Here is a 26357-nt window from a genome sequence, read left to right as displayed (position 1 = left end):
TATCACCACCTGTACATCTTCAAAAATATGTCTTCAAGTGCTTGATTTTTTATCTCTATGTCCTTAAACTCACAATTTAAAATTTCTTTTAAAAATTCCTTCATCTGAGACTGTTTTATTTCAAAAATGTAATCCATATCTTCTTTTTTATATGGATATTTTTCCAAAGAATTGCAAAAGTTCAAACCATATATATGTACTTGCTTTATGGATATATCCCTTAACTTTGAAATCTCTCCGCTCATTATAATTTTCCCATCTTTTATCATGGCAAATTTATCGCATAATTTTTCCACTTCTGAAAGGATATGTGATGAGAATAAAATAACTGCCCTATTTTTTTTGTGTTTATCAAGAAGTTTGTAGAATTTCTGTTGAATGATGGGATCAAGTCCACTTGTTGGTTCGTCTAAAATGAGGTATTTCGGCTTATGTACTAATGCCTGTAGTATTGCTACTTTTTTCTTATTTCCCAAAGAAAGTTCCTTGAATTTTTTATTTAAATCTATCCCTAATGTTTCAACAATGTATCTTTCATATTTTAAATCTATTTTTTTGTAAAATGCCCTGTTGAATTTTAAGAATTCTTTTATTTTCATATCACCATAGAAATTTACTTCACCTGGTATATATCCTAAATTTTTTTTAACAAAGTCTATTTCTTTTGGCATACTTTTCCCAGAGATAAGTGCCTTGCCTGCATCTGGTGATAAAAAGCCCATTAAGATACGTATGGTGGTAGTTTTACCTGCGCCGTTTGGGCCGATAAGCCCCAATATTTCTCCTTCTTTTACTTCAAGACTTACGTCTTCTATTCCTACATTTTTTCCGTAGTACTTTTTTAAATTTTGTACAACAATCATACATCTACCTCCTATCAAGAAAACTGACCACATGGTCAGTTATATTTTACCATAAAAATGATAAAATAAAAAGGAATTTTTGGAAAGGAGGGTTCTTATGCTGAAGAATATCATATACTACGTTATTGGCGCATTTGTTATTTTGGTTATTATTTTCTCAATTAATACGTACATTCAAGCAAATGTTTCCTTGTACACACCAAATTTAATTCTTAATGGTGATAAAGTAAATGAAAAGCTTATGACTTTCACAGACAACAATATTCATAGATTTGAGGTGGATGTAGATGAGACAAGTGGATACCTTGCATTTGCAGTTACGGCTAACGAAAAAGTAGAAGTTTACCAAGGTGAAAAGGTTATATTTGTTGTAGAAGGTCCAGATTTAAGTTCCTGGCATAGGTATTATTATATTCCATTAGACAAAAATACAAAAATAGTTTTTTATTCGCGACAAATAGGCGGAATAGAAAGTAAGTGGTTTGTGGGGAATTTAAGTGATATACAAAAGATGAGATGAATTTATTTTTGCATCCTATATTGTTTTGGAAAAAAATAGTAATTTCAGGTGTGGCATTGTCTAAGTATTTTGCGTTAGAATTTTCACATGAGATATTTAAATTAAAAAGGCATTTATTTTTCAAGGTATATATAGTTATGTATTGGTTGTTCTTTTTAAGAGTACTTTTATCAAAAAATTTGACAACGGTCCGTACAAATTACTCACAATTTTATCTTTTTGCGATATTGTCACTTATATATATTTCATATCTATTTATAAAAAACTCAAAAGTTCTTTCAGAAAGATTTGTTACAATGGGTCTTGGAGCGGTTGTAGCAGGTATATTTTTGTCGATTCTTTCTGTTTTGAACATGGTAAACATAGATTACATGTTTTTTAACATAGCGCAAACGGGATTTGGACTTACACTTGGTATTTACGCTTTTACAAACATAATAGAAATAAACAGAAAAACTATTGAGACAAGTAAAAAAAGTAAACGAGCTTCTTAAGCAAGAAAAGGAGAACATAAAAAAACTTACAAATTGGTCAGAAAGTGCAAAGGAATTTTCAAAAGTTGTATTTAACGCAACTGAGGCTGTAAACGCAATTAATCAAAATTAGCTGTAGAGACAGAAGAAGTAGATGAAAAAATATCCAATCTCTTAAATGTACTCGATTTATTTGACTCGTTTTTGTTAAATGTGCAATTAAAAACAGAAGAAATAACGGAAAAGATATCTTTCGTTAGCCAAATGGGAGAAGGAATAGAGAGTTCATCAAAAAATAATTTGGAAAATTTTTCACAAGTTATTACACTGTCAGAAAATCTAATTAATGTTAAGGATAATCTTTTAAAAGCCTTTGAAGATTTTTCGAAAAATGTGGAGAATATAAAAAGTATAACCTCAAAGATTCAAGATATTGCTACACAAACAAACTTGTTATCTTTGAATGCAGCAATTGAGGCTGCAAGAGCAGGAGAGGCTAGGAAAAGCTTTGCAGTTGTTGCAGATGAAATTAGGAAACTATCACAGGATACAACAATGTTAGTGGATAATATAAACTCAACTGTTTCGGTAATAGAAAAGGATTTTGAGCAGGTAAATAATTTTGTATATGAGCTTTCTGAGAAATTATCTATGGCAATAGTAAAGAATAACGAAACTTTAAATTCAATAAATCAAAGTACTAGCGAAATGACAAGTATGTTTGAAAGTTTCAAACAAATAGTTGAAATGAACAAAGAACAAAATAATATTTCAAATAATTTAAAAGTTGAAATTGAAAATATTGCAAAGGATTTATTTGAAAAGTTCAAAGATTTAAAAAAGAGCCAAGAGGAAATAGAAAAAATAATAGAAGAAATTTCAGAAAAGTCGCAAGAGCTAAAAAACCTATAAAATAACCCCCCGACTGGGGGGTTATTTTACTTCAAATATTACTTCATTGTTTTTAACTTGTAAAACGTTTATCTCTAAATTTTTAAACATTAATATTTTATCAATTACATTATCAATGCTTTTATCTGTTTGAATTATAAAAAAACCTTCATTATCTGTTTTTCTAATCAATGTAACACTTTCAAAAATCTCCTTTAAATAATCTTTTAAAACTAGTACAAATGTTGATCTTGATACCTTAAATACCAAACTTATTTTTTCATTTATTTTACCTTCATTACTTTTTAACATTCCAACTAAATTTTCGATGAATATATTAAATTTATCACTGTTTAACACTTTGGAAAGCGCAGATTGTTTTGTAGCACCAGCTCTTGTTTCTTCAAACGTTAAGCTTTTTAATATCTTTCCAGTAAAGGTGTCTATTAACTGCACGGACAAAAGTATTCTTACGGACCAAAGATCGTAATCTTGTAAATATTTTTCACCATAAGAAACCTTTACGTTTATTACATACTTTGCTGCGGAAAGCAGTGCGAGTTTTGATAAAACACTTGGATTGTTATATCCAACTAGTTTTTTTGAATATTCTTTAGAAACTAAATTTATACCCAAATTTATCAATTTTTCTTCAAAATATGGTTCAATGTAACCATATTCATCGTTATTTACAACTAAAACGGCGTATCCTGTAGGTTTGTTTTCAATAACTTCTTTAAGTAGTTTTTTAAATTCTTCTTTTTTGAAACTTACATTCATAACTAGGTGATAAGAACCATTTTTTAGTGCTTCATTCACAATTTCGTATTGGAGGACTCCCATTAAAGCATCTATTAATTCGCTATCTACAGGTAAACTCAAAAGAAGGTTTACGTCTTCTGAGAATAAAATTCCCACTGCTTTTTTTACTGCTAAAGTTAATCCTTTTTCAATTGCTTTGTTCCTGTCAATATCTACTCCTTCTACTGCAATTCTAATAATTTTACCTATATCTTGAGATGAAATTCCACTTTCTTGTACTGTACCAGGAACAAATTTTTTGGATAGTAATCCTCCCAAAGAAAATTCTACTTCCATTTCTGTATCTTTTACAATACCGCTTATTTGCCCTTCACCGTCTTTTAGGGATATACTATTTGGAAAATTAGCGTTTTTAGAGTTTACCTTTAAAACTATACTGTCAACTTTTGGTGTTAGTTTTACAATTAAGTCTATTCTCATTCCAACAGAAACTTTGTTAGGTCCCTCTATTTTTATATTTATGTCTTTAATAAATGGTTTTGCTTTGTTTTGTAAAGTTACCAGCTTTTCATTTGGAAAATCTCTTGCAATATCCTTTATTCTATCTATACTTTCAAGGAGTTTTAGTGCCTCAACTATATTTGAAACGTTTTTTTCAGAAAGTTGATTGTATATATTATTTACTTTTCTCCACTCAAGTTTTATATTTGAAACAATTTTCGAGAGCTCTGAAAACATATTTGCTGGTAGCTTTTCCCTCTTTTTTTCTAAGAGCTCCGAGTATTCTTCCACCAGTTTTTGAGCACTAAAAATCATTTTATCTTTCAGCAATACTTGGCCAAGCTTTACTGCAAAATATACTTTGTATGTATTTAATGCAGTTTCTTTATCTATCAATCCCAAAACCTTTGTGTAGTATTTTCCATTTTTATATTTTTTATCAACCAAAGTAAAATCTACGTTTACAAGCTCTATATTTGTAGTTGTTTTCACTACACTTTCAAGTTTTGTTTCAACCTCTTCTTTTATTTTTTCATCTTTTGTAACTTGATTGAGAGTTTCATACAATGTAGTATCACTTTTTACTTCTACAAAAATTTGTTCGGATATTTTTTTTAATGCTTCTTTCCTTGCAATTTCTTCGGAAAGGCCTTCAGATTCTGCATATCCTTCACCAAAAGCGCCAATAAAGCCGTAAGGTATAACAAAATTAGTAGAAGTATTTGATGTTGAATTTGTGGTGTTTTGAGAATTATCACAGGAAAATAAAATGAATATTATTACTATCAAAAATATGTAAATTTTTTTCATTTCACATCCCCCTAAAATGCCATAAAGTAGCCAATGTTAAATTGTACAAAAGATGTATTGTCAATACCAAACAAGATATTGTAAATATTTTGGACAACATCTCCTAGAAATAACATGGTGTATCCTGCATTGATAAAAATTCCATTTTTTGGTTCAAATTCATACTTTATTTGCACTCCTGCGTTTATACCAAAAACATTTAAAAACGAATCATTACTATCACTGTTGGTGTTGTAAATGCCAAGTAGTTGAAGGCCACCAAAACCAGAGAGGCTTATTTGTCCCATCTCAGCAAACTTTAAAAGACCACCAACAGTTGTATACCATGGAACATAACCCATTTCAGATGCAAGAATAATACCAGCATCTACAAACAAATTATTTTGGAATCCAGAGATTCCAATTGATATTTTTCCAGAGTACATTCCAATTGAAAATCCTCCGTACGTTCCAGATATGGGATATTCTATAGCTGGATCAAAAACCTCTGGAGTTCCACCGTATTTGAATTTTGTGACTACAAGATTTTCTTTTCTGTCAATTCCAATTACTTCTACATAAGCAACATCACCATCGGAAGTTTCAATTTTGAATATAAATCCTTTCTTTACAATATTTGGCTCTAATCCAGCGAGATATACCTTTCCATCTTCAACACTTTTTACATAAGCTTCCACTTTGAAAAATTCTCTTAAGGTAAGCCAAATTTTTTCCGAAACCAACTCTAAAAGACTATTTATAGCTTTTTGGGCGGTTTCTTCTTCGACGTATGTGCTATCATCAAATGTTTTTGCGGCAAGCAGCTCACCACTACTTAAATCATACAATTTCAACGATAACCTTAAGCTTGCTGTGTATCCATTATCTTCATATTGAGATGTTAATTCAGTTAGAGTAAGTAATATTGCATACTTTGCGCCAAGAATTTTTCCAGCTTCAAAAGTTTTTTCAACAATACCGAGTTCAGATAAATTTCTTTCTTTTACAATAGCATCTAGATCGTTTCTTGAATATACTCTAAACCTTCCAAGTGATAATGCCTTTTCTTCAAGCAGTGAAATCAAATAATCTGCTTCATCCATATTCCATCCATTACCAACCTTTGCAGGTAAAATAACTATCCCCGTTTTTTCGCTAACTGTAATTGCAAATGAAATACTTACCAAAACCAAAAGAACAAGTATTAACTTTTTCATAATCCCACCTCCCTGCAAAAAATTATATCATGATTTTATAGTCCAAGTTCATATCCAAAGGAGATTTTTTGTTTTGTTAAATTGTAGCCTATAAATATTCCGTTGCCAGAGGAATTAAAAAGAGAAATTCTAGAAAAAGACGTTAGAAAAATACCAATATCAAATGACATGTTATCTGTTAAACTGTTATAATACACTTTTAAAGAAGTGTCAATAAAGCTAAATCTTTTTGAAAAGCCTACATAAAGTTCTTTGTATGTTATGCCAAATAAAAAAGAAAAATTCTCAAATCCATACAGATCTAGAAATTTTATTTTAGCACCTAATTCGAGGAGGTTATTCAAAGTAAAAGAGATACCAATTCTTGATGGATAATGAAAAGACTCGCTGGCAAGGTTAAATTTATTAATTTCACCAATCAAATAGAATACGTTACCACTTGATTCATTCCATTCAACACTTTTTACTTTTAAATATCCTTGTGTAAAATGATTATCAAAAATCCTGAAGATTTGTCCTTCTTTTATGCCGATATTTTTACCATCATAAAGAAAAACGTTTAAACCATCTACATCTTTGACTACACTTGTTAAATAGAAAACTTTTCTTAATTTTTCTTTTACATCTTCTGATAAACTTAAAAATAGATTATTTAACTTTTCAATTTCACTATTTTGAAAGGTTCCGTGCAGAGAGTAGGAGAATTGTGGAAATTCTATATTTTTATCCAAAATATTAGAATAAACAATTTTTGCACTTTCAACATCAATAACATTTAAAAGAATCGTTAGATAATAATTTGTGTACCCCTCTCCTTTTTTTAAAGAGATATCGTAAAATTCACTTGCGTATTTAAAACGCTCTTTTCTCCATGGATAGTTTAAGACCTTTACATATTTCCCTTTTTCTTTGTCTAAAATATACGCATCATTTTCTTTTTGATAGAATCTTCCCACTTCTACTTTCTCACCTGTAATTAAAAATTGCCCATTCATATCATTTTTTAAAAATATCATGTAATCTTTTTGGAATTTATCGTTTAAAAATTCTACAGTGTCGATATTGATTACATAATTTGGGGTTCTAAATTTAATATTTATACCTTTCAAAGCATCTTTTAGAGAAATGTCTTTTAGCAGTTCTTCTAAATATTCTCTATCGTATATATTGTATCTATCATCTTCTTGGAGTTTTGAAAGAATGAATGACTTAAGTTTTGAAGGGGTATTGATAAAATTTACTACAATGTCATATTTATCCACGCTAAAATGATTTTCATTTTTTTGTATTGTTAATATCTTCTTTTCTACTTCGTTAAAATCTCTAACATAAAATACAAATGGAGTAAATGAGAGAATGTAAAAATTACTGCTATCTATTTCAATTAAATAACCTGAAATAACAAATCTTTCCAATTTTTCTTTTGTTACTATTTTTTTGTAGAAATCGCTTAAGATATATCTTTGTTTTTCATTTCTTGCCCAGAAAAATTCTGATGCATAAACATATGGCCCATTTTCATCCTTTACAAATTTTTCACCAACTAGCCTGTATTTATTATTATCTGAGGTGTAGTAGAAATTACCATTGTATCTTATATAGTTTCCATTTTCATTTTTTATATAGCTGATTACTTCTCTTGAAAGAGATTCTTTTTCCACAGAAAGTATTGAAATTACCACAAAATTTTCGCTTTCAAATGCATTAGTATCTATCTTTAAATTGTATTTCGAATGTACAAGCACTTTTGAAGGAGAAAGTGAGGAAAGTAAAAGAAGAAAGATAGTTATCTTTTTTACCATGAAATACCACCACCAAGAACGAAATCTGTTCCATTAAATTTAAAAAGCAAATCAAAAAGCTTGTACTTAACAAAAAATCCTAAATAACCTGGATTGTATGTAAAAAATAAATCTAAATCTTCAAAATTTAATACTCTAACTCCAAGGCTATAACTTTGTTTATCTGAAAATTCCAAAGCAAAAAATGCCACTTTTTCATGATGAATATTCTTCTGTACTAATTCTATTGAAAAATATGCACCTTGTGTTGAGTAATAAAGGCCTAAGGATATTGGAATAGAAATTTTTCTTTTTCCCTCAACCAATTCATCACCAACATGAAGTTGTGTGCCCTTTTTCAAGTATAAAATTTCCCCTTCTGAGAAATTTTTTTCAACGTTTTTTACAATTATCTGTGCATTTTCATCTATTTCAAATGCAGTGTTAGTATTTATTCCGTCATCTTTTCCAACGTTTAAGATAACTCTATTATCATTCATATTTGCGATTTTAGCTTTTGTCTTGTAATTCAAATTTTCAAGCAGATCATTCCCGATTTTTTTTGCAAGATAATCAATAACGTAGTTAAAACTTTTTTCCATACTTATTGGGCTTTTTACAGCTTCATTCCATTTGTACCACTTTTTCTTTAGATTACTATCTAGTAAAATAGTTTCTTCTTTACCTTTAAATACGTACCTAATGTGTCCTTTGATTGTATAGTATTCAATTGTATGACTAAATTTTGTATAAAAGGTGGAAGGATAGTAAAAGTTACCGTCAACTCCTTTAACGTATAAACCATCTTTTGTTAATTGTCCGTTTTTGTCAAACCATTTTCCCACGTAAACCTTTATATATTTATCATATACCTTTATATATTCACCAGATGCGTTATTTTCAATGTAGTTATTTTTTTCTTTTAAGATATCTATTGTTAAATCTTCAACATATATATTCAGCTCCAGCGGTTTTTCAGTTTTTTTATTTAGTACTTCGTTTTTAGAGGAGAATAGATCTTGAAGCTTCATCTCAAGTCCTAGTTTTTTTAGAGCATCTTCGAGCAAAATCTCAAATCTTTTTTTACCTAAAGTTCCATATGCACTTGCGTATATAAGATTTGAGTAATCTGATGTATGTACATTTATTACTATCAAAGGTTTTGAAAATAAAATAGTCGGAAGTAATAAAATTAAGATAAGTTTTTTCATTTTTTACCTCCTTTATTTTTAATAATTATATCAGAATTAATGGTATAATTTTTTGTAGAATAAAAAAAGGAGGGGTTATTTTGTACTTTAAAGATATATTTCTTAATATTACAATTGTGCTAGTTGCACTATTTGCGAGTCCAAAATTAACGTATGAATTTAGTGTACCAAAGTATGCTATATTAACCTTTGCTTTCTCGGTTTTATTTACATATCTTGCGGCAAAAGTAATAAAAGAAAAAAAGATAAGTATCTATATATCACCTGCTCATATAATTTGGTTTTTCTTTGCAATTTCTTCCATAATTTCAAGCTTTAACACACTTAGGGATAACCCATTTTATTTTAGACAATCGTTTGATATAGGTCTTTATGTTTTGTTTAACGTACTTGTTGCTTTTTACATAAGTAGTGAATATAATGAGAAAAAGAGAATAAATATTCTTCTTTTCACATTTATGTTGACAGGGTTATTTATTTCAATAGATGCTCTCTTAAATTTTTATATAGGGTATGATATTTTTCTTGGTAAAGTAGGCCAACCACTTTCTAGAGGTTCAATAAAAGCAAGTGTGGGAAATGTCATCTTTGTTGCAAACTACATTGATATGCTTCTCCCAATTGCGCTTTACTTTTTACTTGCATATGATTTAGGAGTAAAAAAATTTTGGCAAGTTAGTTTGATAAAGTTATCTTCGCTGGTAAGTTTTATCTTGGGATTAATGGCTGTTATAGTTTCACAGACAAGGTCTGAGTATCTTGCAATAATTGTCATGAGTGTTATGTATGTCATTTTCTACTTTGTTTGGAGAAAGAAGTCTTCTCCAATACCACAGATAAAAAAATTGACAAACTTACTTTTAATAGTTTTGTTAATTGTTTCAGTATTTATAGTTTTAATATACAATACGGAAAATCCTTTGACTGGACAAGGTAAGGTAAATATGACTAATAGATTTTCTGCTATGGCCTCAGTTTCAAGTAGAGATGAAAGATTCCTTTCTTGGTTTACGTCGCTGGAGTTATGGGAAGATCACAAAATATTTGGAACGGGAATAGGGACGTACCAACTTTTATCACTTACAAAGATGGGAGAATACCTTGAAAAGCACCCAGAATTATACTACGGTTGGAACAATTTTAAAAGAGCACACAACGATTATTTCCAAGTACTTGGTGAAACGGGAATCGTTGGTCTTTCCCTTATAATACTCCTTTTAGCTTTTCTTGTGTATTACTTTTTTACCATTCCAAAGAAAATTGAAAACAGAGATGATTTGTTACTTTTCTTATCACTTTCTATTTCAATAGTCGGTTTTTCCATACAAAGCTTTTTCAGCTTTCCGGGACATCTTCTTCCAAATGCCCTTGCGGCAATTGTTTTTGTTGGTATAGCTATAGGACCGTATTTTACAAAAAAACCTTTAAAAGAAATAAAGAATACAAAAGCAATTTTATTAATGTTATTCATTTTAACAGTAACATATGCATCAACTTATTTAAGATGGAATCACTTTATTTCAGAAGTCTATTTCAAAGAAGGAAATGCAGCTTATTTAACCTTTGCAAAGATAATGGAAGAATATCCAAAAGCGGCAGATTATATATCACAACTTGAAGAAAAACTTAAAGATTTGAATAAACAACAAAGTGAATTTTATTATCTTAACAAAGATGTATGGAAAAGGCAAAAGATTGAAGAATACAAAAGCAAGAATTTGCCATACAATGAGTTTGAAATAGAAAATCAAAGGATTGCACAAATAAACAAAATAAAAAATCAGCTTTTGTCACAAATTGAACAGATAAAAAAGCAAAGATCGCAACTTCCATCATTGGCAAAAGATTACTATATAAAAGCCAAAAAGAACTTGCTAAGGAGTGTTACTATTAACCATACATATGGAAAATCATACTTTTATCTTGCAACATTAGCGGTGCAAGATTTTAGGATTAATATTCTAAAAAACAACATAAAAGAACATTATGAAAAAATATTTAACCAGGATTTTGATGAATTTCAAAAAATAATTCATAATAAAACTAAATGGTTAAGTGTGCTTGTACCATACATAAAAGATCGCAGTGAAATTTTAGACAAGTTTGATTTTGCAACAGCACAAGCTGTTATAGATTCTATTGGTATATACGAAACTTCACTTCTTTGCTTTAACGAGAGAAATACCTACAAAGCAATAGCCATGAGATTTCATTCGCTACATGTTTTGTTAAAGGAATTATTAAATTACATAGATGAAGAACAATATAAGGAAAAAATCAAAAAGTTAGTTGTAATAGCGTTTGATAAATATGTTGAGTATGCAAAGAAAACATTAACCAACATGCCAGGTGGTTGGAATAGATTTTCCGATTGGAAAAATCCAGATATTTCAAAAGCAACACGTGGTGAGGATATTTATAGATTTTTTGCCAGTATGACGTTCAAACTACAACCTCCAATACTAAAACCCGTTTACGAGTTTACAGAATGGCTTGCAAAAATGGAAATAAAAGCGGCTAAATACATGAACTTGAAAAATGTCTGGGGAGTTCCAAATGGAGTGATAGATTTCTTGCATGCCACTTCATTTGAGTATTATAAAACTGGAGCCATACAGGAAGCAATATATATTTTAGAAAAACTTCACCACATGTACAAAGAGTCTTTCTTAATTTCAAGTGAGAGGATTTTAAAGTATAAAGAAGCACTTGATAATCAAATTGGAGCTTTAAAAGAAAAATATTCAAAGAATATTGAAAATGTTTTAAGTGAAATTCCAAGTAGTGGACGAAAAGTAATAGTTAGGAATTTTGAAGAAGCAGTTGATAAGGCAAATGAGGAGTTTAAAAGATACAACTATATTGCAGTTGAAGCAGATTACATGAAAAAACTCATTTCACAAAAACCTCAAGACTGGTACAATGTATCAAAGAATAGTATTTGGAGCATGATAATGGTAAAACATTTAAACAATTTCCTTTCTAACTTACAAAAAATGGGTGTACACACTCAGATAATAATCAATATTAAGAATGAAATACAAGGATTAATTAATATACCAAGTTATGCAAGTATTTATGAATCTTATGCAAGATTCATAGCACATTACAAATTAATAGAAAATGATTTAAAATTTAACGCAGAGAAGTTAATTAACACATACTCAGAAATGACAGATAATATGTGGGAAAACGTTATTAAGGATTGGGGAAACGTTCTTTTAGATGAAGGAACACCTTTAACCACAAAAGAGGATATATTGAATTTTCTTAAAAAAATTTCTGGGAGGTGAATTTTATGAAAAAAATACTACTTGTTCTTGTGCTGCTTATACTCATCTTTTCATCATGTGTTAACATGTTTGGCCCTAAAATTGTAACTTTAGAAGTGCTTTTAGCGGATAAACCTGTTAAAGATATTGAAAAATTAAAAGTGGATATTTCATCGTTTTCTTATCATTACGCAATTGCCGATGAAGGAGTTTGGGCAACTCCTACAAATGTTTCTACATCTGTTGATATACTTTCACTTGCGGGAACGGAAGTTTCATGGTTAAAAATAAACCTTCCCGAAAATGCTACGTTGACACAAATTAGATTTGAAGTAGAAAGTGCTACTGTAACAGTGGCAGGTGTGGAGAATAGTGTAATATTGCCGAATAAAACTGTTCATTTACCTAAAGTAGATATATCTGCTGTTGATGGTGAACTTGTACTTGATTTTGATTTGGTGCGTTCTTTACATTATAACGGAAACAAATATATTTTAACTCCTGTTCTAAAACCAACATTTAGGAGAGGAAATGTCTTTTCCATTAAAGGAACTGCTGTAGAAGCATCATTGCCTTTAAAACATGCTGTTGTAGCATTGTTTCCAACAGATGAATCAACAATACTTAGATTAACATTAACTAGAAAAGATGGAAGTTTTTACCTGGGAAAATGGAAAAATGGAACATATGTTGTAAAAATCTTTAAAAATCTAGAATTACCAGATGAATCTGAAGATTTGGTATTACCAACAGAGAATGTGTCAAGAACTGTGACAATAGAAGGAAAAGATGTAACAGTTGATTTTAACTTTTAAAATAATAGGCCCTTCCGAAAGGGCCTATTATTTTTAGGTTGATATATTTGAAGTTAGGATAAATTCTCTTTCTTTGTTATTAAATAAAAACTTTACTATCGGTAAATTTTCTCTAATATCAAATTGTATTGAAATTACGTTAGGAATTGATACTATATTGTAGTATTTTTCACCTAAATATAACCTTACTAATGTTTCATTTACATTTTCAATAACTAAAAATTTATATTCTTTTGCTTTTCCATCGGGAGCAGAAACTAAAAACGATATTTCTTTATCAGAAACATTTATTCCATTGGATAAATTTGCATTTTCAAAAAATTTTTGCAAAGCATTTGATGATAACAAAACACATTGTTCCAAGCTACAATTCCTAAATGTAATCTCTAGACTTTTTGTTAGTAAAGTGAAAAGTGATAATATTGTTGCGAATATAATGACAAAAATTGTTAAAAAGGTTAGTATACCACTTAGATTAAATCCCATTTTATGGCCTCCCTTGAAATACAAAAAATTCTTCACTTGTTTTTTTATTTTTTAATACTTTTACTTTAATAATCCGTGCTATTGGGATGCCTGAATCTTCAAAAGTTTTTTCTATTTTTATTTCTGAGATCTTTGGATAACTTATGTTTTTACCTCCATAAAACTTTTGGTTTATATAATCTACGAGATTTTCAATTCCCTCATCTTTTACACCTCGAATTATGATTTCATTAAATGCAATTTTTTTTAAATCATTATACATATTTTCATATTTTATTTTATTGTTTTGAAAGGTAGAAAAAGTTACCAAAGAAAATACGCTTACAGAAATCAAAGAAATGAGTAATATGGCAACAAGAGTTTCAGTAAGACTAAAACCTTTCTTCAAAAAAATCCCCCCTATCCCCTTTCGAAAGCATTTTCCAGATAAAGTATCATTATACTTTTCTTTTTCGCGGGAGTTGCAATTGTACCTATTCTTCCAAATAATGCTCTAGAATCGTGCACATAGAATTTGTAATATCCAGGTTGGTTATTACCCACAATTCCCACTACCCCCCTAGCTTTTTGCATAATACTTCCAAAAACAAACAACTGTCCGTTGTTATTCCCTAAATTATAATTTTCTACTTTAAAGGAGCCATCAAACGAGTATATATTGGCAAATATTTTGTGGTTATTTATTCTGGAATTATGTGTTGATGATTTTATAATTATATCTCTTTCTGATACTAAGTCTAGTGAAGATGTTTCTTTCTCCAAAACAAACTCTTTTATGTTTTCCAGTTCATCTAAAGATATTTCATCTTTTTCTGTGGTGGAAAATTTTGAAAACGTTTTGTAAGGTATAATTCTTGCATCTATGTATATATTTTCTTTTGAAAAAATAGTTAAATTTCCGTCATACAGAAATCGTCTGTTTTGTAAATCGTTAGAGTTGGTTAATATTATATTTTTTTCGGAAGAAATTACACCATTGAATTTTATATGTTTTTGTTTCCATATGTTGTTTTTCTTATATTGTATACGTGCATCAGGTAATTTGCCTATTTTCCAAGATATGATATACATTTTATCTGAAGTATCTATATACAAGATATTTTCTCCATTTTCTATATTAGATTCAATTTTTGTATCTTTTGAAAGTGCTATTCCTACCTCACCAAAGTTTGTGTCTATAATTTCCTCAATTGGCATACAAAGTGAAGAAACAGCTGTTGAATAATCATTATATATTTCTGAAAATCTCACATCTGAATTAACAAATTTTATTGGAGGATTACCCTTTAAATTAAATACATTGTAAACTTCATTAGGGTTATTATTCGCGTTGTAATTTATGTGTTTTCTGCTTTCTTCATCATAATGTCTTATTCCCGGAACCTCTAGTGTTCCCATAACGGTAAACTTTTTATTATTTCCAGCATATTGCCAAGTATGTATTACTGCATTACTTTTTAATGGTCCATAAATAACTTCGTTGCTTGTAAAATAAAATTTAGGTTCTTCTTCTGAATAATAAACGTATTTGTTTAATTTCTCGGATGTTATTATTGCGATTTTTGCATATGAAATGTTATCAATTTTTACCTTTGCGTAAACTAGATATTTTCCGCCTTTTTTAATTTTGTAGATAGCGGAAAAGGTGTTAATTCCTTCAGAAAAATTACTTAAATAATCTTCGAAACTTTTCTTTAAGTCCATCAAAGAGAGCTTTTCAAAATCTAAAGAATATCCATTGGTTGAAAAAATAATAGTTGCCTTTGATGTATCAACATATTTATTTATAAATTTCTTTGTTTGTGATGTCCAATTAACGTTTTTTATACTTTTTACATCACTGGATGTATCCGAAAATGAAAATACATCATCTCTTAAATTACTCATGGCGTCTATTCCCATTTTTACTGTAGCAATGGAAAATTCTAAAAGATTGTTTGCAATTTTTTCCGCTTGCAATTTTTTAAAATTGTTAGAAAACACATCATGAGTATTTTTTAAGATTGAAAATATAGATATTGAAAAAATCGAAAATACAACTAGCAGTGAAATCAAAATAATACTTATTGAACCTTTCTTCAAATTCTCACTCCTATAAATTATTTTGCTAATTTATTATAACCTAATTTATATATAACAAAAAATAAGATATTTGTCAAAAAATATTTTATAAAACTTTAAATATAAAGCTTGAAAATATTCAAAAATAGTGATTTTTTATTTACTTAATAAAATTGTAACATACCAAGTGACAAAAAAGGCTTTGGATTAAATCCAAAGCCTTTTATGAGAAATTTTAGAGTTTATCCTCTTAAAAATATTAAATAAACAGCAAACAATATAGCAAGGATCCAGTTAAGTACGTGTACATCTTTAGTTTTTCCACTGAATGTTTTAACTACTGGATAAACAATTAGTCCCAATGCAATACCATTGGCAATTGAATAGGTTAGAGGCATAATAATCATAGTTACAAAAGCGGGTAATGCTTCTGTTATGTCATCCCAATTAATTAACTTTAAACCTTTTAACATCAATGCACCAACAAAAATTAATGCTGGAGCAGTTGCTGCAGCGGGTATAGTTAAACCAAGAGGTGCAAAAAAGAGCATTAAAAGCATAAAGACTGCAACGGTTACAGCAGTAAGTCCAGTTCTTCCACCTTCGGCAATACCAGTACTACTTTCTATGTAAGTAGTAACTGTTGATGTTCCAAATAATGCACCAACTGATGTACCTACAGCATCTGCCAAGTATGCTCTATTTGATCTTGGAAATTCACCGTTTTTTATAAATCCAGCACTTTCTGCAAGTCCAGTCAAAGTGCCTAGTGTATCAAAGAAGTCTACAAAGAAGAATGTAAATACAACAATCCAAAATGTTCCAGAAGCAAGATCTGCCCAAGAAAATTTTTCAAACAACTTAAAGAATGTAGGGGAAATATCGGGAATTTTCCCAACAATTCCTTGGAATTTTGTTACGCCAAAAATAGGTAGAGCCCCAATAAATGTAGATGCCAAAATACCAATTAGTATGGAACCAGGAACTCTAAGTGCAAATAAAACTGCTATTATAAAAAATCCGATTATTGCTACTAATGCAGTGGGAGAAGTTAAATCACCTAAAGTTACGAATGTTGCCTGGTCTGCTATCACTATCCCTGCGCTTTTTAGACCTATAAATGCAATAAACAGACCTATACCAGCACTTGTTGCAATTTTAACAGAATTTGGTATAGCCTTTACAACAAAACTTCTAACACCAGTTATAGTAAGTAGGATAAATAATATACCTTCAACGAAAACAGCTGCAAGAGCAATTCTCCAATCAATTCCTAACTTCCCACATACGGTAAATGCAAAATACGCATTTAGTCCCATTCCTGGTGCAAGTGCAAATGGATAATTTGCCCAAAATCCCATTATTAATGTAGCAGTTGCTGCTCCAAGAATTGTTGCTACCATAAATGCACCAAAAAATTGTGCATATAAAGGATTATCTGGGTTTAAACCTGGAATTACATTAATTAATATGTTTGGGTTGACAAAGATGATATAAGCCATGGTAAGAAAAGTTGTAATACCTGCAATAATCTCAGTTTTAACACTTGTTCCACTTTCGTGCAGTTTGAAAAACTTATCCATAGTTTCTCCTCCCCCTTGAGATATAGGTAAATTATTTAATATTTATTTTTGTTTTCCGTGTGAATTCAACCAAAACCCCATCAACTACTACATTATCGATATCCATATGCTCAACAAATTCAACTATCATCTCTTCTAGTTCTTTTTTTTCTCTGTTTAGTTCTCTAATGGTTTCTTTAACCTTTAAATACCTTTTTAATAGTTCTTCTAGTGTTTGATTTTCCATAATCTACCTCCTCAAAGCTTCTTCTATTTTACTTACTATTGTTTCAACTTCATCAAAGCGAAGTTCTGGGAATATTGGTAATGCAAGAGTTGTTTTTGAAAGTTTTTCAGAAATTGGAAAATTTCCTTTTTTGTATCCAAAATCTTTGAAACACTTTTGAAGATGAAGAGGTACAGGATAATATATGCTTGTTCCTATACCCTTTTCTGATAAATAAGTTCTTACTTTGTTTCTATCGTCTTCCTTTTCAAATTCCACAACGTATTGATGGAATACATGGAATTTGTCTTTGGGATAAGGATATTTTAATGGCATTTTTCTGTTTTTAAACTCTTCTGCATATTTTTTTGCAATGTTTATTCTATTTTCTGTCCACGTGTCAAGATATTTTAATTTTATATTTAATATTGCGGCATGTATTTCGTCCAATCTTGAATTGTATCCCACTTCTTCATGGTAATATTTTTTCTTTGCACCATGTGTTCTTAACATTTTAGATTTTTCGTATACTTTTTTGTCATTTGTTACTATTAATCCACCATCGCCATATGCGCCTAAATTTTTTGTGGGAAAGAATGAAAAAATTGCGGCATCTCCTATGCTCCCACTCTTTTTTATCTTTCCTTTAACAACTCCTTCAGAGCCAATTGATTGTGCGCAATCTTCTAAAATCTTTATTCCGTATTTTTCTTTTAAAAAGTTTAACCCCTCTAAATCAACGGTCTGTCCAAAAAGGTGTACAGGAATCAATCCAAATATCTTTTCCTTTTTTAATATATCTTCTACTTGATTTAAATCAATGTTATAAGTATCTTTATCAACGTCTACAAAAATAGGAATTGCGTTGTTTCTTACAATTGAAGATGCAGTGGCAAAGAATGTATATGATGTGGTAATTACTTTATTGCCTTTTTTTATTCCCAGTGCTCTAAGTGCAATTACAAGAGCATCACTTCCATTTGCAACACCTACACCGTATTTTACTCCCACAAGATTTGCTATGTTACTTTCTAATTTTTCAACCTCAGGACCTAAGATTACCCTTCCACTGGATAGAACCCTATCTATTGCTTTAAGCACTTCATCTTTTATCATTTTGTATTGTCTTGTAATATCGAAAAGCGGTATCATTTCTTACCCTCCCATTTACAGTAATCATAGATTGGGCAAATATCGCACTTTGGATTTCTTGGAAGACAAACATTTTTCCCAAATTTAACCATAGAACCATTAATGGGGCCCCAAAGGTCTTTGGGAAGAAGTTTCATAAGTGCAAATTCCGTTTCGTTTGGATTTTTTGTTTTACACCACCCCAATCTATTAGATATCCTATGAACATGAGTATCAACGGCTAAAGCAGGTTTTGAGAATGAAACATACAATACAATATTTGCGGTCTTTCGTCCAACACCAGGTAAGGTTAAAAGTTCTTCTAGAGTATCTGGAACTTTTCCAGAAAATTTATTTACAATAATCTTGGAAATTTCTATTATTCTTTTTGCCTTTTGTCTGTACAATCCCGCAGGTTTAATTAGTTCATATAAATCTTCTTCTTTTGCTTTCAGAAGTGTTTGAGGTGTGGGATATTTTTCGAATAACCTATTTGCAGCGATTTCAGTATTTTCATCTTTGCTTCTTTGGCTTAAAACCGTTGTTATTAGAACTTTAAACGGATCTTTTTCTTTATGGTTTCTTGGAAAGTTTTTTATAATTCTTTTTGCCACCTCTTCAAGATGCATACTTTTCCTCCAGTATTTTTTTTGCCAATTTTTCATCTTCTTTCATCCTATTGATTAAATCATTTATGTTTTTAAATTTTTCTTCTGCTCGCAAAAATTCAAGTAGTTCTACTCTAATTTCTTTTCCGTATATGTTTTCATTAAAATCAAAGATATAAACTTCATATTTTACATTTTTTGTTTTTTCAACAGTTGGTCTTAAGCCTATATTTACAAGGCCAAAATATAATTTAGGGGTGTAGACCTTTGAAAGGTATACACCAAATTTTGGAATGACTAATTCCTTATGTCTTCTAATATTAGCCGTTGGGAACCCCAGCTTTCTTCCTAGTTGTTTGTCTTTATATACTTTTCCATAAACGGGATATGCTCTTCCCAAGAGTTTATTTGCCAATTTTATATTTCCCTCTTTTATTAGTTTTCTAATTAAGGTGCTGCTAACTCTTTTTCCATTTTCCGTCAAGTCATTTACAACTTCCAATTTTATATTTTTCTTTTTGCAGAGTTTCTCTAAAAGGGAAATATCTCCCTTTGCGTTTTTTCCAAATCTGAAATCCTTTCCTACAACAATTCCCTTTGTGTCTTTTGAAATTATTTCAAAAAATTTACTTGCATCTATATCTTTAATTTCATTAAGTTCAAGTGGAAATACTTCCCCATATACTTCAAGTAAGGTTATTCTATCTTCAAGTGGGATCAATAGACCATCAAAGTGTCCTTTGTAATATTCCATTGGAAAAACAATCGTGTATATTTCAGACGTTGAATTGAACTCTTCGGCAAGTCTTTTTAATCTACTTAATATTTCTACGTGTCCAATGTGTACGCCATCAAATACGCCAACAGTTACAACTCTCAAAAAAATCACCTCAAAAAAATTATACCATATAAAAAAAGGCTCTGGAACCAGAGCCTTTAAAATGAAAATCCACCTGCAAAATAGAAAATTTCACCAAATTTCATACCAAGTGAACCGTCGGTTAGTTTTTTCATCCTTCCTACAGCTCCTGCTTCAAATTTAAAGATTGCAAATTTTAAACCTAAACCTACTTTTAAATCCAAGACGTTAAATTGTCTTATTGAAATTGCTTCGATTATGGGCATATCTGTTGAAAGTCTCATATAGAAATTTTTTGAAAAATTTGGTGTAAGTTGAAGTCCAACTCCTAGGAATCTTTTTATGTACTCTGCATCGATATTATTAACAATAAATACACTTCCATCTTCGTTGTAAGTACCAAAAGGAAGCATAAAGTACAACAAACCAAGATCCATTCTTGCGAACAATTCTATTTGTGGGGCAGGATACTCTGGAAAATCAATTTGTGGCAAGGTTAATCCTTCTACTCCTAAGAAAAATGGAAACACAGATACCGACAATATCAAAAATATTAATAACAAATACCTCATGTTTTCACCTCCTTGTAATGTAACTTCTTTCTAAAATATATTATACCAGAAATAAAAAATTGCAAGCGATAATCGAGGTATTCTTAATTAATTTTTAATTTACATTTTTAATACATGCTATTTAGTAATTGGGTGTTTGAGGATTGTTATCCATTTAATTAATTGAAGAGAGAATTAGAAATGTGGTAAAAGAAACAATTACAATTGAAGGGCCAGGGGCTATATCAAATATGTAGGCTATATAAAAACCAATGAATGATACAATAACATTGAATGAGATGGAAATAAAATAGACGGACTTATATGATTTTGAAAATTTTTTTGCCACAAGTCCTGGAACAATTAAAAGTGCACCTAAAAGTATTACACCAGAAATTTTTACTACACTAACCACTGTTATAGAAATAATTCCTAAGAGTATTATTCTTAAGAGATTTGTTTTTACTCCATAAAAATTTGCCATTTTTTCATCAGCAAGAAAATATAATATCTCTTTTCTAAAGATGAAGAAAAGTAAAATTTCAGACAATATTACAAATATTAAAAAGTAAATGTCTATGTAATTTACAAGTAAGATATCTCCAAACAAATAGCTGGATATGTCTTGTGCATAAGTATTACTCTTTGACAAAAGAATTACTCCAATTGACATAAATACAGGGAGTAACATACCAATTGCACTGTTTTCATGAATATTTCTTTTGTTTGTAAAATAGCTTATGAGAAAAGAAAATAGCAAAGCAGTTAGAATTGCTATTAGTCTATAATCTATCCCAAACAAGAAAGCAAAAGCAAGCCCTGCAAATGCTGCGTGTGCGGTGCCATCGCCTATAAATTCCATCTTTTTAAAAACAACAACTGGTGAAATAATAGCAGATGAAATGGCAGCAAATATTGTAGCAATTAATGCAATTCTCAAAAATTCTAATTCAAAAATCTCCATGTTTATGCTTCCTTTCGTAATGATTTTTTGAACGTAGCCAAATATCAAAATCGGGGAACAGAGTATTTATTTCTTCTGGTCTTACATCTTTTGAAGGACCGTGGCAGTGAAGTGTTTTATTAAGACACATAATTGTATTACATTTTTCAAAAATCATACCAATGTCGTGTGAAACCATTAGTATTGTTAAATTTAATTTCTTTTGAAATTCATAGAGTAAATCATAAAATCTAGCTTTTCCCATTTGGTCGACACCTGCTTCAGGTTCATCTAAAATCAATATATCTGGTTCATACAAAAGTGCACGAGCAAGCGATAGTCTCTGTAGTTCTCCTCCGGACATTGTACCAATAAGTTGTTTTTCTTTCCCTGCTAACCCCACATCGTTAAGTAATTTTTTTATATAGCTTTCTTTAACTTTTCTTTTGTATGCACCCATTTTGATAAATTGTAATGAATTTATTGGGACCTCTCTATTGATTGTTTGAAATTGTGGTATGTACCCTATTTTTCCATATAGTTTTACATGTCCTTCAAAATTTTTTATTTCACCAACCAAAATCTTTATGAGAGTTGATTTCCCCGCACCATTTGGTCCTACAATTCCAACAAAATCTCCACGTTTTACCTCAAAAGTAATGTTTTTTAAGATCCATTTCTCGTTGATTTTGTAACTTAAATTACTCACTGAAATAACAACTTTACTCATTACTTAACGCCTTCTTTATAACTTCAAGATTATTGTAGTAAATATCCAAGAATTTTTTTGCGTTAACTCCCAAAGGATCCAATGTGAAATAAGGTATTTTTAGCTCTTTTGAAATTATACTTATTTTACTTTGTGACTGCTGTTTTTCACTAAAAATTGCAACTAACTTTTCTCCCTTAATGGTATTTATAATTTTTTTAACACTTGTGGATACGTTATGCCCTTCTTCCAGCCATTTTATTTTTATTCCAAATTCTTTGAAAAAATAGTAAAAACTCGGATGATGCACAAGGATTGTACCATTTATTTTTAGTGTTGTATTTGCATGTCGTAAAAATTCGTCAATTTCTTTAATAAGCCTTTTTGCATTATCGATTATCTTTTTTTCTTTATATATATTATATAAATGTTCAGAAAGGTATGGAACAATATAAAATTTTACAAAATATGGTTCGAGCCAAAAATGAGGATTTTTAAACTCGACGAAGATATCAGGAATAAAATTTCTTATATAAATAACATTGTCAAATTTTTTCAAATTAGGTTCTAGATCACCATTTGCAATTACAAGTTTTGCATTTGAAATGAGTTTTACATCACTAACTTTTAAAGAATAAATATGCGGATTTATATTAGGAGGAAGTAAAAGTTTTATTTCATCTACCCCATCTAAAATTTCTTTAGTTAATAAGTAGTAAGGGTTAATAGTTACGACCACATAAGAAAGCATAACAGTTGAAATCATAAGAACGAAAACTATTAATTTCTTCACTTTTCTCCCTCCTTTTTGCATTTTTTACAAATGCCTTTAAAGTAAAAAACATGGTCTAAAATGGTGTAGTTGTATTTTTTTTCTAGTGCACTTTTTATTTCATCTGCTATACAGTTTTCAAACACTTCAATGGAACCACACTTTATACAGTACAAAAAATGCATGTGTTTTTCTTTTGGGAAAAAATATCTAGTGGTATTTTCAAATGAAATTGATGAGACAATATCTTTCTTTTCAAGAAAATTTAAGGCCCTATAAATTGTTGAAAGGCTTGGTTTAAACTCATTTAATTGGTAAATTTCTTCAGCACTTAGAGGTCTTTTGCTGTTTTCCAAAATATTCAAAATCCTTTTTCTCCATTTTGTCATACAAACACCTCGATTTGAAAATGCAAATCATTTGCATTCTTATTTTATCATTATTCGGATAAAAGTCAAGAGAAATTGCATATTTACGTAGTTTTGTGATATAATAATCAAGAAAAAAGGAGGGTAAGGTATGTTATATTCATTTGAAGTAAGCACAAATGCAAGGAATATGCTTGTAGATATAACTTATAAAGTCAACGAGGTTGTGAAAAAGTCAGGAGTAACTTCCGGAATATGTGTGGTTTATGTTCCGCACACTACGGCGGCTGTTACAATAAATGAAAACGCAGATCCATCGGTAAAAAGGGATATAGAAAACACGTTAAGTAAGGTTATACTACCTGATTGGGGATATACTCATTTAGAGGGAAATTCTGATTCTCATATAAAATCAACGTTGGTATCACCTAGTATAACTTTGATAATTGATAATGGGAATCTTTTACTTGGGACTTGGCAAGGGGTTTATTTTTGCGAATTTGATGGCCCAAGAAGAAGGAAGGTTTATGTAAAAATTATTTCCGATTAGGGGGGATATTTTGTCATTATATATACTGGGACTTCCAGGGAGTGGAAAGTCTGCTGTTGGTAAAATATTAAAAGAAGATTTTGGTTATGAAATAGTGGATTTTGATGAAATTTTATCTCTTGAAACGGGGAAAAGTTTTAACGGCATATTATTATCAAATGGTTTTGCTGTGTTGAGGAACTTAGAGGGTAGGTTTTTAAAAAGATTTAAGAAATTCGATGATAAAATTATTGTTACACTTGGTCTTGTTACAGACAAAAAGCTTTATTCTGGAAAGATTGTGTATATAAAAGTTCCCAAGGAAAAGTTTGTAAAAAGAATACACAAAGTTTCCAAAAAATTCCGAGATTTAGATAAAATTTACGAAAATTTTCATGCAATTTTTTCTCAGAACTCGGATTTAGTTATTTCTTCGGAAAACAAAACAAAATTTGATGTTGCAAAAATAATAGATAATTTTTACAGAAAGAATTTTAAAAAGTAGCAATATATATAACCTTACATTTGCATTTATACGCAAAAAAATGCTATATTATATACGTATTTTAACTATCACACAAGAGGAGGGGAAAGGTTATGAGCAAAAAGGAACTTGTAAATATGGTGGCAGAAAAGATGCCAGAGTTAAAGAAAAAAGATATCAAAGCTGTTATTGATGCTGTTTTTGAAGCTATTTCAGATGCTTTAGCAAACGGCGAAAGAGTTCAACTTATTGGTTTTGGAACATTTGAAGTAAGAAAAGCAGAGGAGAGAACAGGTGTAAATCCAAGAACAAGAGAAAAAATCAAAATTCCTGCAAGAAAAGTTCCAAAATTCAAACCTGGTAAAGAGCTCAAAGAAAAGGTTAATAAATAATAATTTAAGCCCCCAAATTGGGGGCTTAAATTAAAATTCATTTGCTTAATTTCGTACAAAACAATGCTTATAGACTAAGTTTTTCCTTCAAATGGTTTAAAGGTTAGATATTTTCCGTGCTTTTTTGCGATTTCTAAAGAATCATAAAAAACATTGCTTGATTCAAGTGCTGGGTTAAATTCTCCTTTAAAACCACCTTCATTTTTCCAAATACCCAAAAAGGGAATCTTTTTATACCTTTATTAGATACATTAAGATGATAATTTTTATGGATTGGGTATGAACATATACTCTCTAATTCTTCCAAATAAGTACTACGTTTTACGTTTAATACTTTGTCAATTTCTTCTAATATGATTTCACTATTTTTGTCAGTAGCAACTAAACCATAAAATACCCAAAAACCTCTAAATTTATTGTTTGCAATGTTTTTAACTTTGTAGTTGAAGATAATTTCATTGTTCTGGTAAATATATAGTTAAAATTTTGGCTTTTAACCTTACATTCAATGGTGTTTTCATCTTTTTTTCACAAATCCATGGAATACTCCAAAATTCACCATGGTCTGGCAATTTTTTCCATAATATTCCCCAGATAAATAATAAATAATAGATATTTGGAAACATGTCATCTATATCAGATGTATCGTACCTTTCGAATAAATCACTATATTTGGGAAGATAATATCTTTTTGGTTGAAAGAGAATTTTAAAGTTTTGGGGGTTAAAATATATTGATACTATTTTTACACCCAGTTTTGGTAATACTATTAATCTTATAATCTCATTTTCTATACAAGTTCCTTCCATGTTTAAGTGTTTCATATATTCATTAGCTGTTACTGAAAGATTTTTTTAATTTTTTCATTTTATCTATTAATTTTTTTATGTCTGCTTCAAAGTACCAGTACAACATAAACAAAAATACTGCACATAAAAACCAAAAATATGAGAAATTTTCATTGCTACAACTAATGAACCAAGTGAAATGGAAATTACCCCACCAACAAATTTTCCAATACCAGTTCCCAATGAATCAGTTAAATTGAATATGGAAAAGATTCTACCTTTGTCGTGTGGTTCATTAACATTTAACAACATCATTTTCACGTTTGAATTGGTTAACGATGCAAGTAACGATGCAAAAAATCCTAAGATAGATAGAATTAGCATTCCAGAAGATATGTTTTTGGAGTGTATGTGAATGTCCAAATAGAGAAAATTGCTCCTGCTGCAGTTGTGAGTGAGGTAAATATAGGAACTTTTTTTGGAGATTTTGTGTACAAATTTTGTCTAATTAATCCACCAACAAGAGTTCCAATCATATTTCCTACTCCAAAAACTAAAAGGATTGTTGTTGCTTGGGAAACAGTTAATTCTCTTTCTTTTTTAAAGAATTCAACTAAATAATATGGGATTGCTTCCCAAGGTATAGTTCCTGCTATACCTTGCAAGAATAATAGAAAATTTGTTTTTATTTTAAACAAATTTAAGTAATCGCTTAATTTTGGTTTTTCAGGATACTCATAGCCTTTTTCAATTAATTCACCAATTGCAACTTCCATAGCACCTCTTTTTGGTT

Annotated in this window: 31 protein-coding genes; 9 read left to right on the top strand and 22 right to left on the bottom strand. The window is 29.8% G+C overall.

All coding sequences use genetic code 11. The features are described from left to right. Positions 1 to 2: 2 nt before the first annotated feature. On the bottom strand, positions 3 to 863 hold the full coding sequence (locus tag TMEL_RS02380) for an ABC transporter ATP-binding protein (RefSeq protein ID WP_012056682.1): 861 nt from the start codon (positions 861 to 863) through the stop codon (positions 3 to 5). Positions 864 to 960: 97 nt separating this feature from the next. Between TMEL_RS02380 and TMEL_RS10380 the strand changes: the two genes are divergently transcribed. The 4 genes from TMEL_RS10380 (at position 961) to TMEL_RS10365 (ending at position 2768) form a co-directional block, all read left to right on the top strand. After that, positions 961 to 1383, top strand: a complete 423-nt coding sequence (locus TMEL_RS10380; RefSeq protein ID WP_012056681.1) for a hypothetical protein — start codon at positions 961 to 963, stop codon at positions 1381 to 1383. Then, positions 1380 to 1877: a 7TM diverse intracellular signaling domain-containing protein gene (locus TMEL_RS10375; protein WP_012056680.1), complete on the top strand. Its 498-nt coding sequence runs from the start codon at positions 1380 to 1382 to the stop codon at positions 1875 to 1877. Before TMEL_RS10380 ends, TMEL_RS10375 begins: the two co-directional genes overlap by 4 nt. Beyond that, on the top strand, positions 1843 to 1989 hold the full coding sequence (locus TMEL_RS10370) for a hypothetical protein (protein ID WP_194292777.1): 147 nt from the start codon (positions 1843 to 1845) through the stop codon (positions 1987 to 1989). Before TMEL_RS10375 ends, TMEL_RS10370 begins: the two co-directional genes overlap by 35 nt. Before the next feature lie 80 nt (positions 1990 to 2069). Beyond that, positions 2070 to 2768: a methyl-accepting chemotaxis protein gene (locus tag TMEL_RS10365; protein ID WP_012056679.1), complete on the top strand. Its 699-nt coding sequence runs from the start codon at positions 2070 to 2072 to the stop codon at positions 2766 to 2768. Between the two features lie 21 nt (positions 2769 to 2789). On the opposite strand, the gene TMEL_RS02370 is transcribed toward TMEL_RS10365, so the two are convergent. Genes TMEL_RS02370 through TMEL_RS02355 form a run of 4 tightly spaced genes read right to left on the bottom strand, consistent with a single transcriptional unit; the run spans position 2790 to position 9008 of the window. Next, positions 2790 to 4820: an LPP20 family lipoprotein gene (locus TMEL_RS02370; RefSeq protein WP_012056678.1), complete on the bottom strand. Its 2031-nt coding sequence runs from the start codon at positions 4818 to 4820 to the stop codon at positions 2790 to 2792. Positions 4821 to 4831: 11 nt separating this feature from the next. Beyond that, positions 4832 to 6016: a CsgG/HfaB family protein gene (locus TMEL_RS02365; protein WP_012056677.1), complete on the bottom strand. Its 1185-nt coding sequence runs from the start codon at positions 6014 to 6016 to the stop codon at positions 4832 to 4834. A 35-nt stretch (positions 6017 to 6051) separates the two neighbouring features. After that, a complete protein-coding gene (locus tag TMEL_RS02360; RefSeq protein WP_012056676.1) occupies positions 6052 to 7818 on the bottom strand; it encodes a hypothetical protein in 1767 nt (588 codons plus the stop codon). Beyond that, positions 7812 to 9008 carry a hypothetical protein gene (locus TMEL_RS02355; RefSeq protein WP_012056675.1) on the bottom strand — a complete coding sequence of 399 codons (1197 nt, stop codon included), beginning with the start codon at positions 9006 to 9008 and terminating at the stop codon, positions 7812 to 7814. The genes TMEL_RS02360 and TMEL_RS02355 overlap by 7 nt, the downstream gene beginning before the upstream one ends. Before the next feature lie 80 nt (positions 9009 to 9088). Here TMEL_RS02355 and TMEL_RS02350 point away from each other — a divergent pair, with 80 nt between their 5' ends. Together TMEL_RS02350 and TMEL_RS02345 are read left to right on the top strand one after the other, a co-directional pair. Further along, complete coding sequence (locus tag TMEL_RS02350; RefSeq protein ID WP_012056674.1) at positions 9089 to 12301, top strand: O-antigen ligase family protein; 3213 nt, start codon at positions 9089 to 9091, stop codon at positions 12299 to 12301. 5 nt (positions 12302 to 12306) lie between these two features. Next, positions 12307 to 13095 carry a DUF4382 domain-containing protein gene (locus TMEL_RS02345; protein WP_012056673.1) on the top strand — a complete coding sequence of 263 codons (789 nt, stop codon included), beginning with the start codon at positions 12307 to 12309 and terminating at the stop codon, positions 13093 to 13095. 33 nt (positions 13096 to 13128) lie between these two features. Here the strand turns inward: TMEL_RS02345 and TMEL_RS02340 are convergent, their stop codons facing one another. The 13 genes from TMEL_RS02340 to TMEL_RS02280 all read right to left on the bottom strand — a co-directional run bounded on the left by TMEL_RS02340 (position 13129) and on the right by TMEL_RS02280 (position 23392). Next, positions 13129 to 13581, bottom strand: a complete 453-nt coding sequence (locus TMEL_RS02340) for a hypothetical protein (RefSeq protein ID WP_012056672.1) — start codon at positions 13579 to 13581, stop codon at positions 13129 to 13131. Position 13582: 1 nt separating this feature from the next. Next, complete coding sequence (locus TMEL_RS02335; protein ID WP_012056671.1) at positions 13583 to 13969, bottom strand: PulJ/GspJ family protein; 387 nt, start codon at positions 13967 to 13969, stop codon at positions 13583 to 13585. 11 nt (positions 13970 to 13980) lie between these two features. Beyond that, on the bottom strand, positions 13981 to 15663 hold the full coding sequence (locus TMEL_RS02330) for a hypothetical protein (RefSeq protein WP_012056670.1): 1683 nt from the start codon (positions 15661 to 15663) through the stop codon (positions 13981 to 13983). 221 nt (positions 15664 to 15884) lie between these two features. Continuing rightward, positions 15885 to 17225, bottom strand: a complete 1341-nt coding sequence (locus TMEL_RS02325; RefSeq protein ID WP_012056669.1) for an NCS2 family permease — start codon at positions 17223 to 17225, stop codon at positions 15885 to 15887. 31 nt (positions 17226 to 17256) lie between these two features. Next, complete coding sequence (locus TMEL_RS02320; protein WP_012056668.1) at positions 17257 to 17451, bottom strand: hypothetical protein; 195 nt, start codon at positions 17449 to 17451, stop codon at positions 17257 to 17259. Positions 17452 to 17454: 3 nt separating this feature from the next. Then, the gene (locus tag TMEL_RS02315; protein WP_012056667.1) at positions 17455 to 18582 is read right to left on the bottom strand and encodes a DegT/DnrJ/EryC1/StrS family aminotransferase; all 1128 of its coding nucleotides are present in this window, start codon (positions 18580 to 18582) and stop codon (positions 17455 to 17457) included. Then, on the bottom strand, positions 18579 to 19190 hold the full coding sequence (nth, locus tag TMEL_RS02310) for an endonuclease III (RefSeq protein ID WP_012056666.1): 612 nt from the start codon (positions 19188 to 19190) through the stop codon (positions 18579 to 18581). Before nth ends, TMEL_RS02315 begins: the two co-directional genes overlap by 4 nt. Continuing rightward, on the bottom strand, positions 19180 to 20058 hold the full coding sequence (locus tag TMEL_RS02305; protein WP_012056665.1) for a bifunctional riboflavin kinase/FAD synthetase: 879 nt from the start codon (positions 20056 to 20058) through the stop codon (positions 19180 to 19182). Before TMEL_RS02305 ends, nth begins: the two co-directional genes overlap by 11 nt. A 47-nt stretch (positions 20059 to 20105) precedes the next feature. Further along, a complete protein-coding gene (locus TMEL_RS02300; protein ID WP_012056664.1) occupies positions 20106 to 20600 on the bottom strand; it encodes a hypothetical protein in 495 nt (164 codons plus the stop codon). Positions 20601 to 20754: 154 nt separating this feature from the next. Further along, entirely contained in the window at positions 20755 to 21543 is a 789-nt protein-coding gene (locus TMEL_RS02295; RefSeq protein WP_012056663.1) for a metal ABC transporter permease, read from the bottom strand. Then, the gene (locus TMEL_RS02290; RefSeq protein WP_012056662.1) at positions 21530 to 22252 is read right to left on the bottom strand and encodes a metal ABC transporter ATP-binding protein; all 723 of its coding nucleotides are present in this window, start codon (positions 22250 to 22252) and stop codon (positions 21530 to 21532) included. The genes TMEL_RS02295 and TMEL_RS02290 overlap by 14 nt, the downstream gene beginning before the upstream one ends. Beyond that, complete coding sequence (locus TMEL_RS02285; RefSeq protein WP_012056661.1) at positions 22245 to 23024, bottom strand: metal ABC transporter substrate-binding protein; 780 nt, start codon at positions 23022 to 23024, stop codon at positions 22245 to 22247. Before TMEL_RS02285 ends, TMEL_RS02290 begins: the two co-directional genes overlap by 8 nt. Then, complete coding sequence (locus TMEL_RS02280; protein ID WP_012056660.1) at positions 23021 to 23392, bottom strand: Fur family transcriptional regulator; 372 nt, start codon at positions 23390 to 23392, stop codon at positions 23021 to 23023. Before TMEL_RS02280 ends, TMEL_RS02285 begins: the two co-directional genes overlap by 4 nt. Before the next feature lie 130 nt (positions 23393 to 23522). On the opposite strand from TMEL_RS02280, the gene TMEL_RS02275 reads away from it, so the two are divergent. The 3 genes from TMEL_RS02275 (at position 23523) to TMEL_RS02265 (ending at position 24776) form a co-directional block, all read left to right on the top strand. After that, positions 23523 to 23921, top strand: coding sequence for a secondary thiamine-phosphate synthase enzyme YjbQ (locus tag TMEL_RS02275; RefSeq protein WP_012056659.1), 399 nt, complete (start codon positions 23523 to 23525; stop codon positions 23919 to 23921). Positions 23922 to 23931: 10 nt separating this feature from the next. Further along, on the top strand, positions 23932 to 24405 hold the full coding sequence (locus TMEL_RS02270; RefSeq protein WP_012056658.1) for a shikimate kinase: 474 nt from the start codon (positions 23932 to 23934) through the stop codon (positions 24403 to 24405). A 92-nt stretch (positions 24406 to 24497) separates the two neighbouring features. Next, positions 24498 to 24776, top strand: coding sequence for an HU family DNA-binding protein (locus TMEL_RS02265; RefSeq protein ID WP_012056657.1), 279 nt, complete (start codon positions 24498 to 24500; stop codon positions 24774 to 24776). Between the two features lie 74 nt (positions 24777 to 24850). Here the strand turns inward: TMEL_RS02265 and TMEL_RS10260 are convergent, their stop codons facing one another. From TMEL_RS10260 to TMEL_RS10470, 4 genes are all read right to left on the bottom strand, one after another. Continuing rightward, positions 24851 to 24994: a hypothetical protein gene (locus tag TMEL_RS10260; RefSeq protein ID WP_012056656.1), complete on the bottom strand. Its 144-nt coding sequence runs from the start codon at positions 24992 to 24994 to the stop codon at positions 24851 to 24853. A gap of 237 nt (positions 24995 to 25231) precedes the next feature. Continuing rightward, positions 25232 to 25600 (bottom strand): hypothetical protein, encoded by a 369-nt coding sequence (locus TMEL_RS02260; RefSeq protein WP_012056655.1) that lies wholly within the window; start codon positions 25598 to 25600, stop codon positions 25232 to 25234. A 60-nt stretch (positions 25601 to 25660) separates the two neighbouring features. Further along, positions 25661 to 25948, bottom strand: a complete 288-nt coding sequence (locus TMEL_RS10475) for a hypothetical protein (RefSeq protein WP_238375225.1) — start codon at positions 25946 to 25948, stop codon at positions 25661 to 25663. Continuing rightward, entirely contained in the window at positions 25942 to 26340 is a 399-nt protein-coding gene (locus TMEL_RS10470; RefSeq protein WP_231109759.1) for a hypothetical protein, read from the bottom strand. Before TMEL_RS10470 ends, TMEL_RS10475 begins: the two co-directional genes overlap by 7 nt. Positions 26341 to 26357 lie beyond the last annotated feature (17 nt).

This window comes from Thermosipho melanesiensis BI429 (assembly GCF_000016905.1).
GTDB lineage: Bacteria > Thermotogota > Thermotogae > Thermotogales > Fervidobacteriaceae > Thermosipho > Thermosipho melanesiensis.
This window is presented reverse-complemented; position numbering and strand designations above follow the sequence as displayed.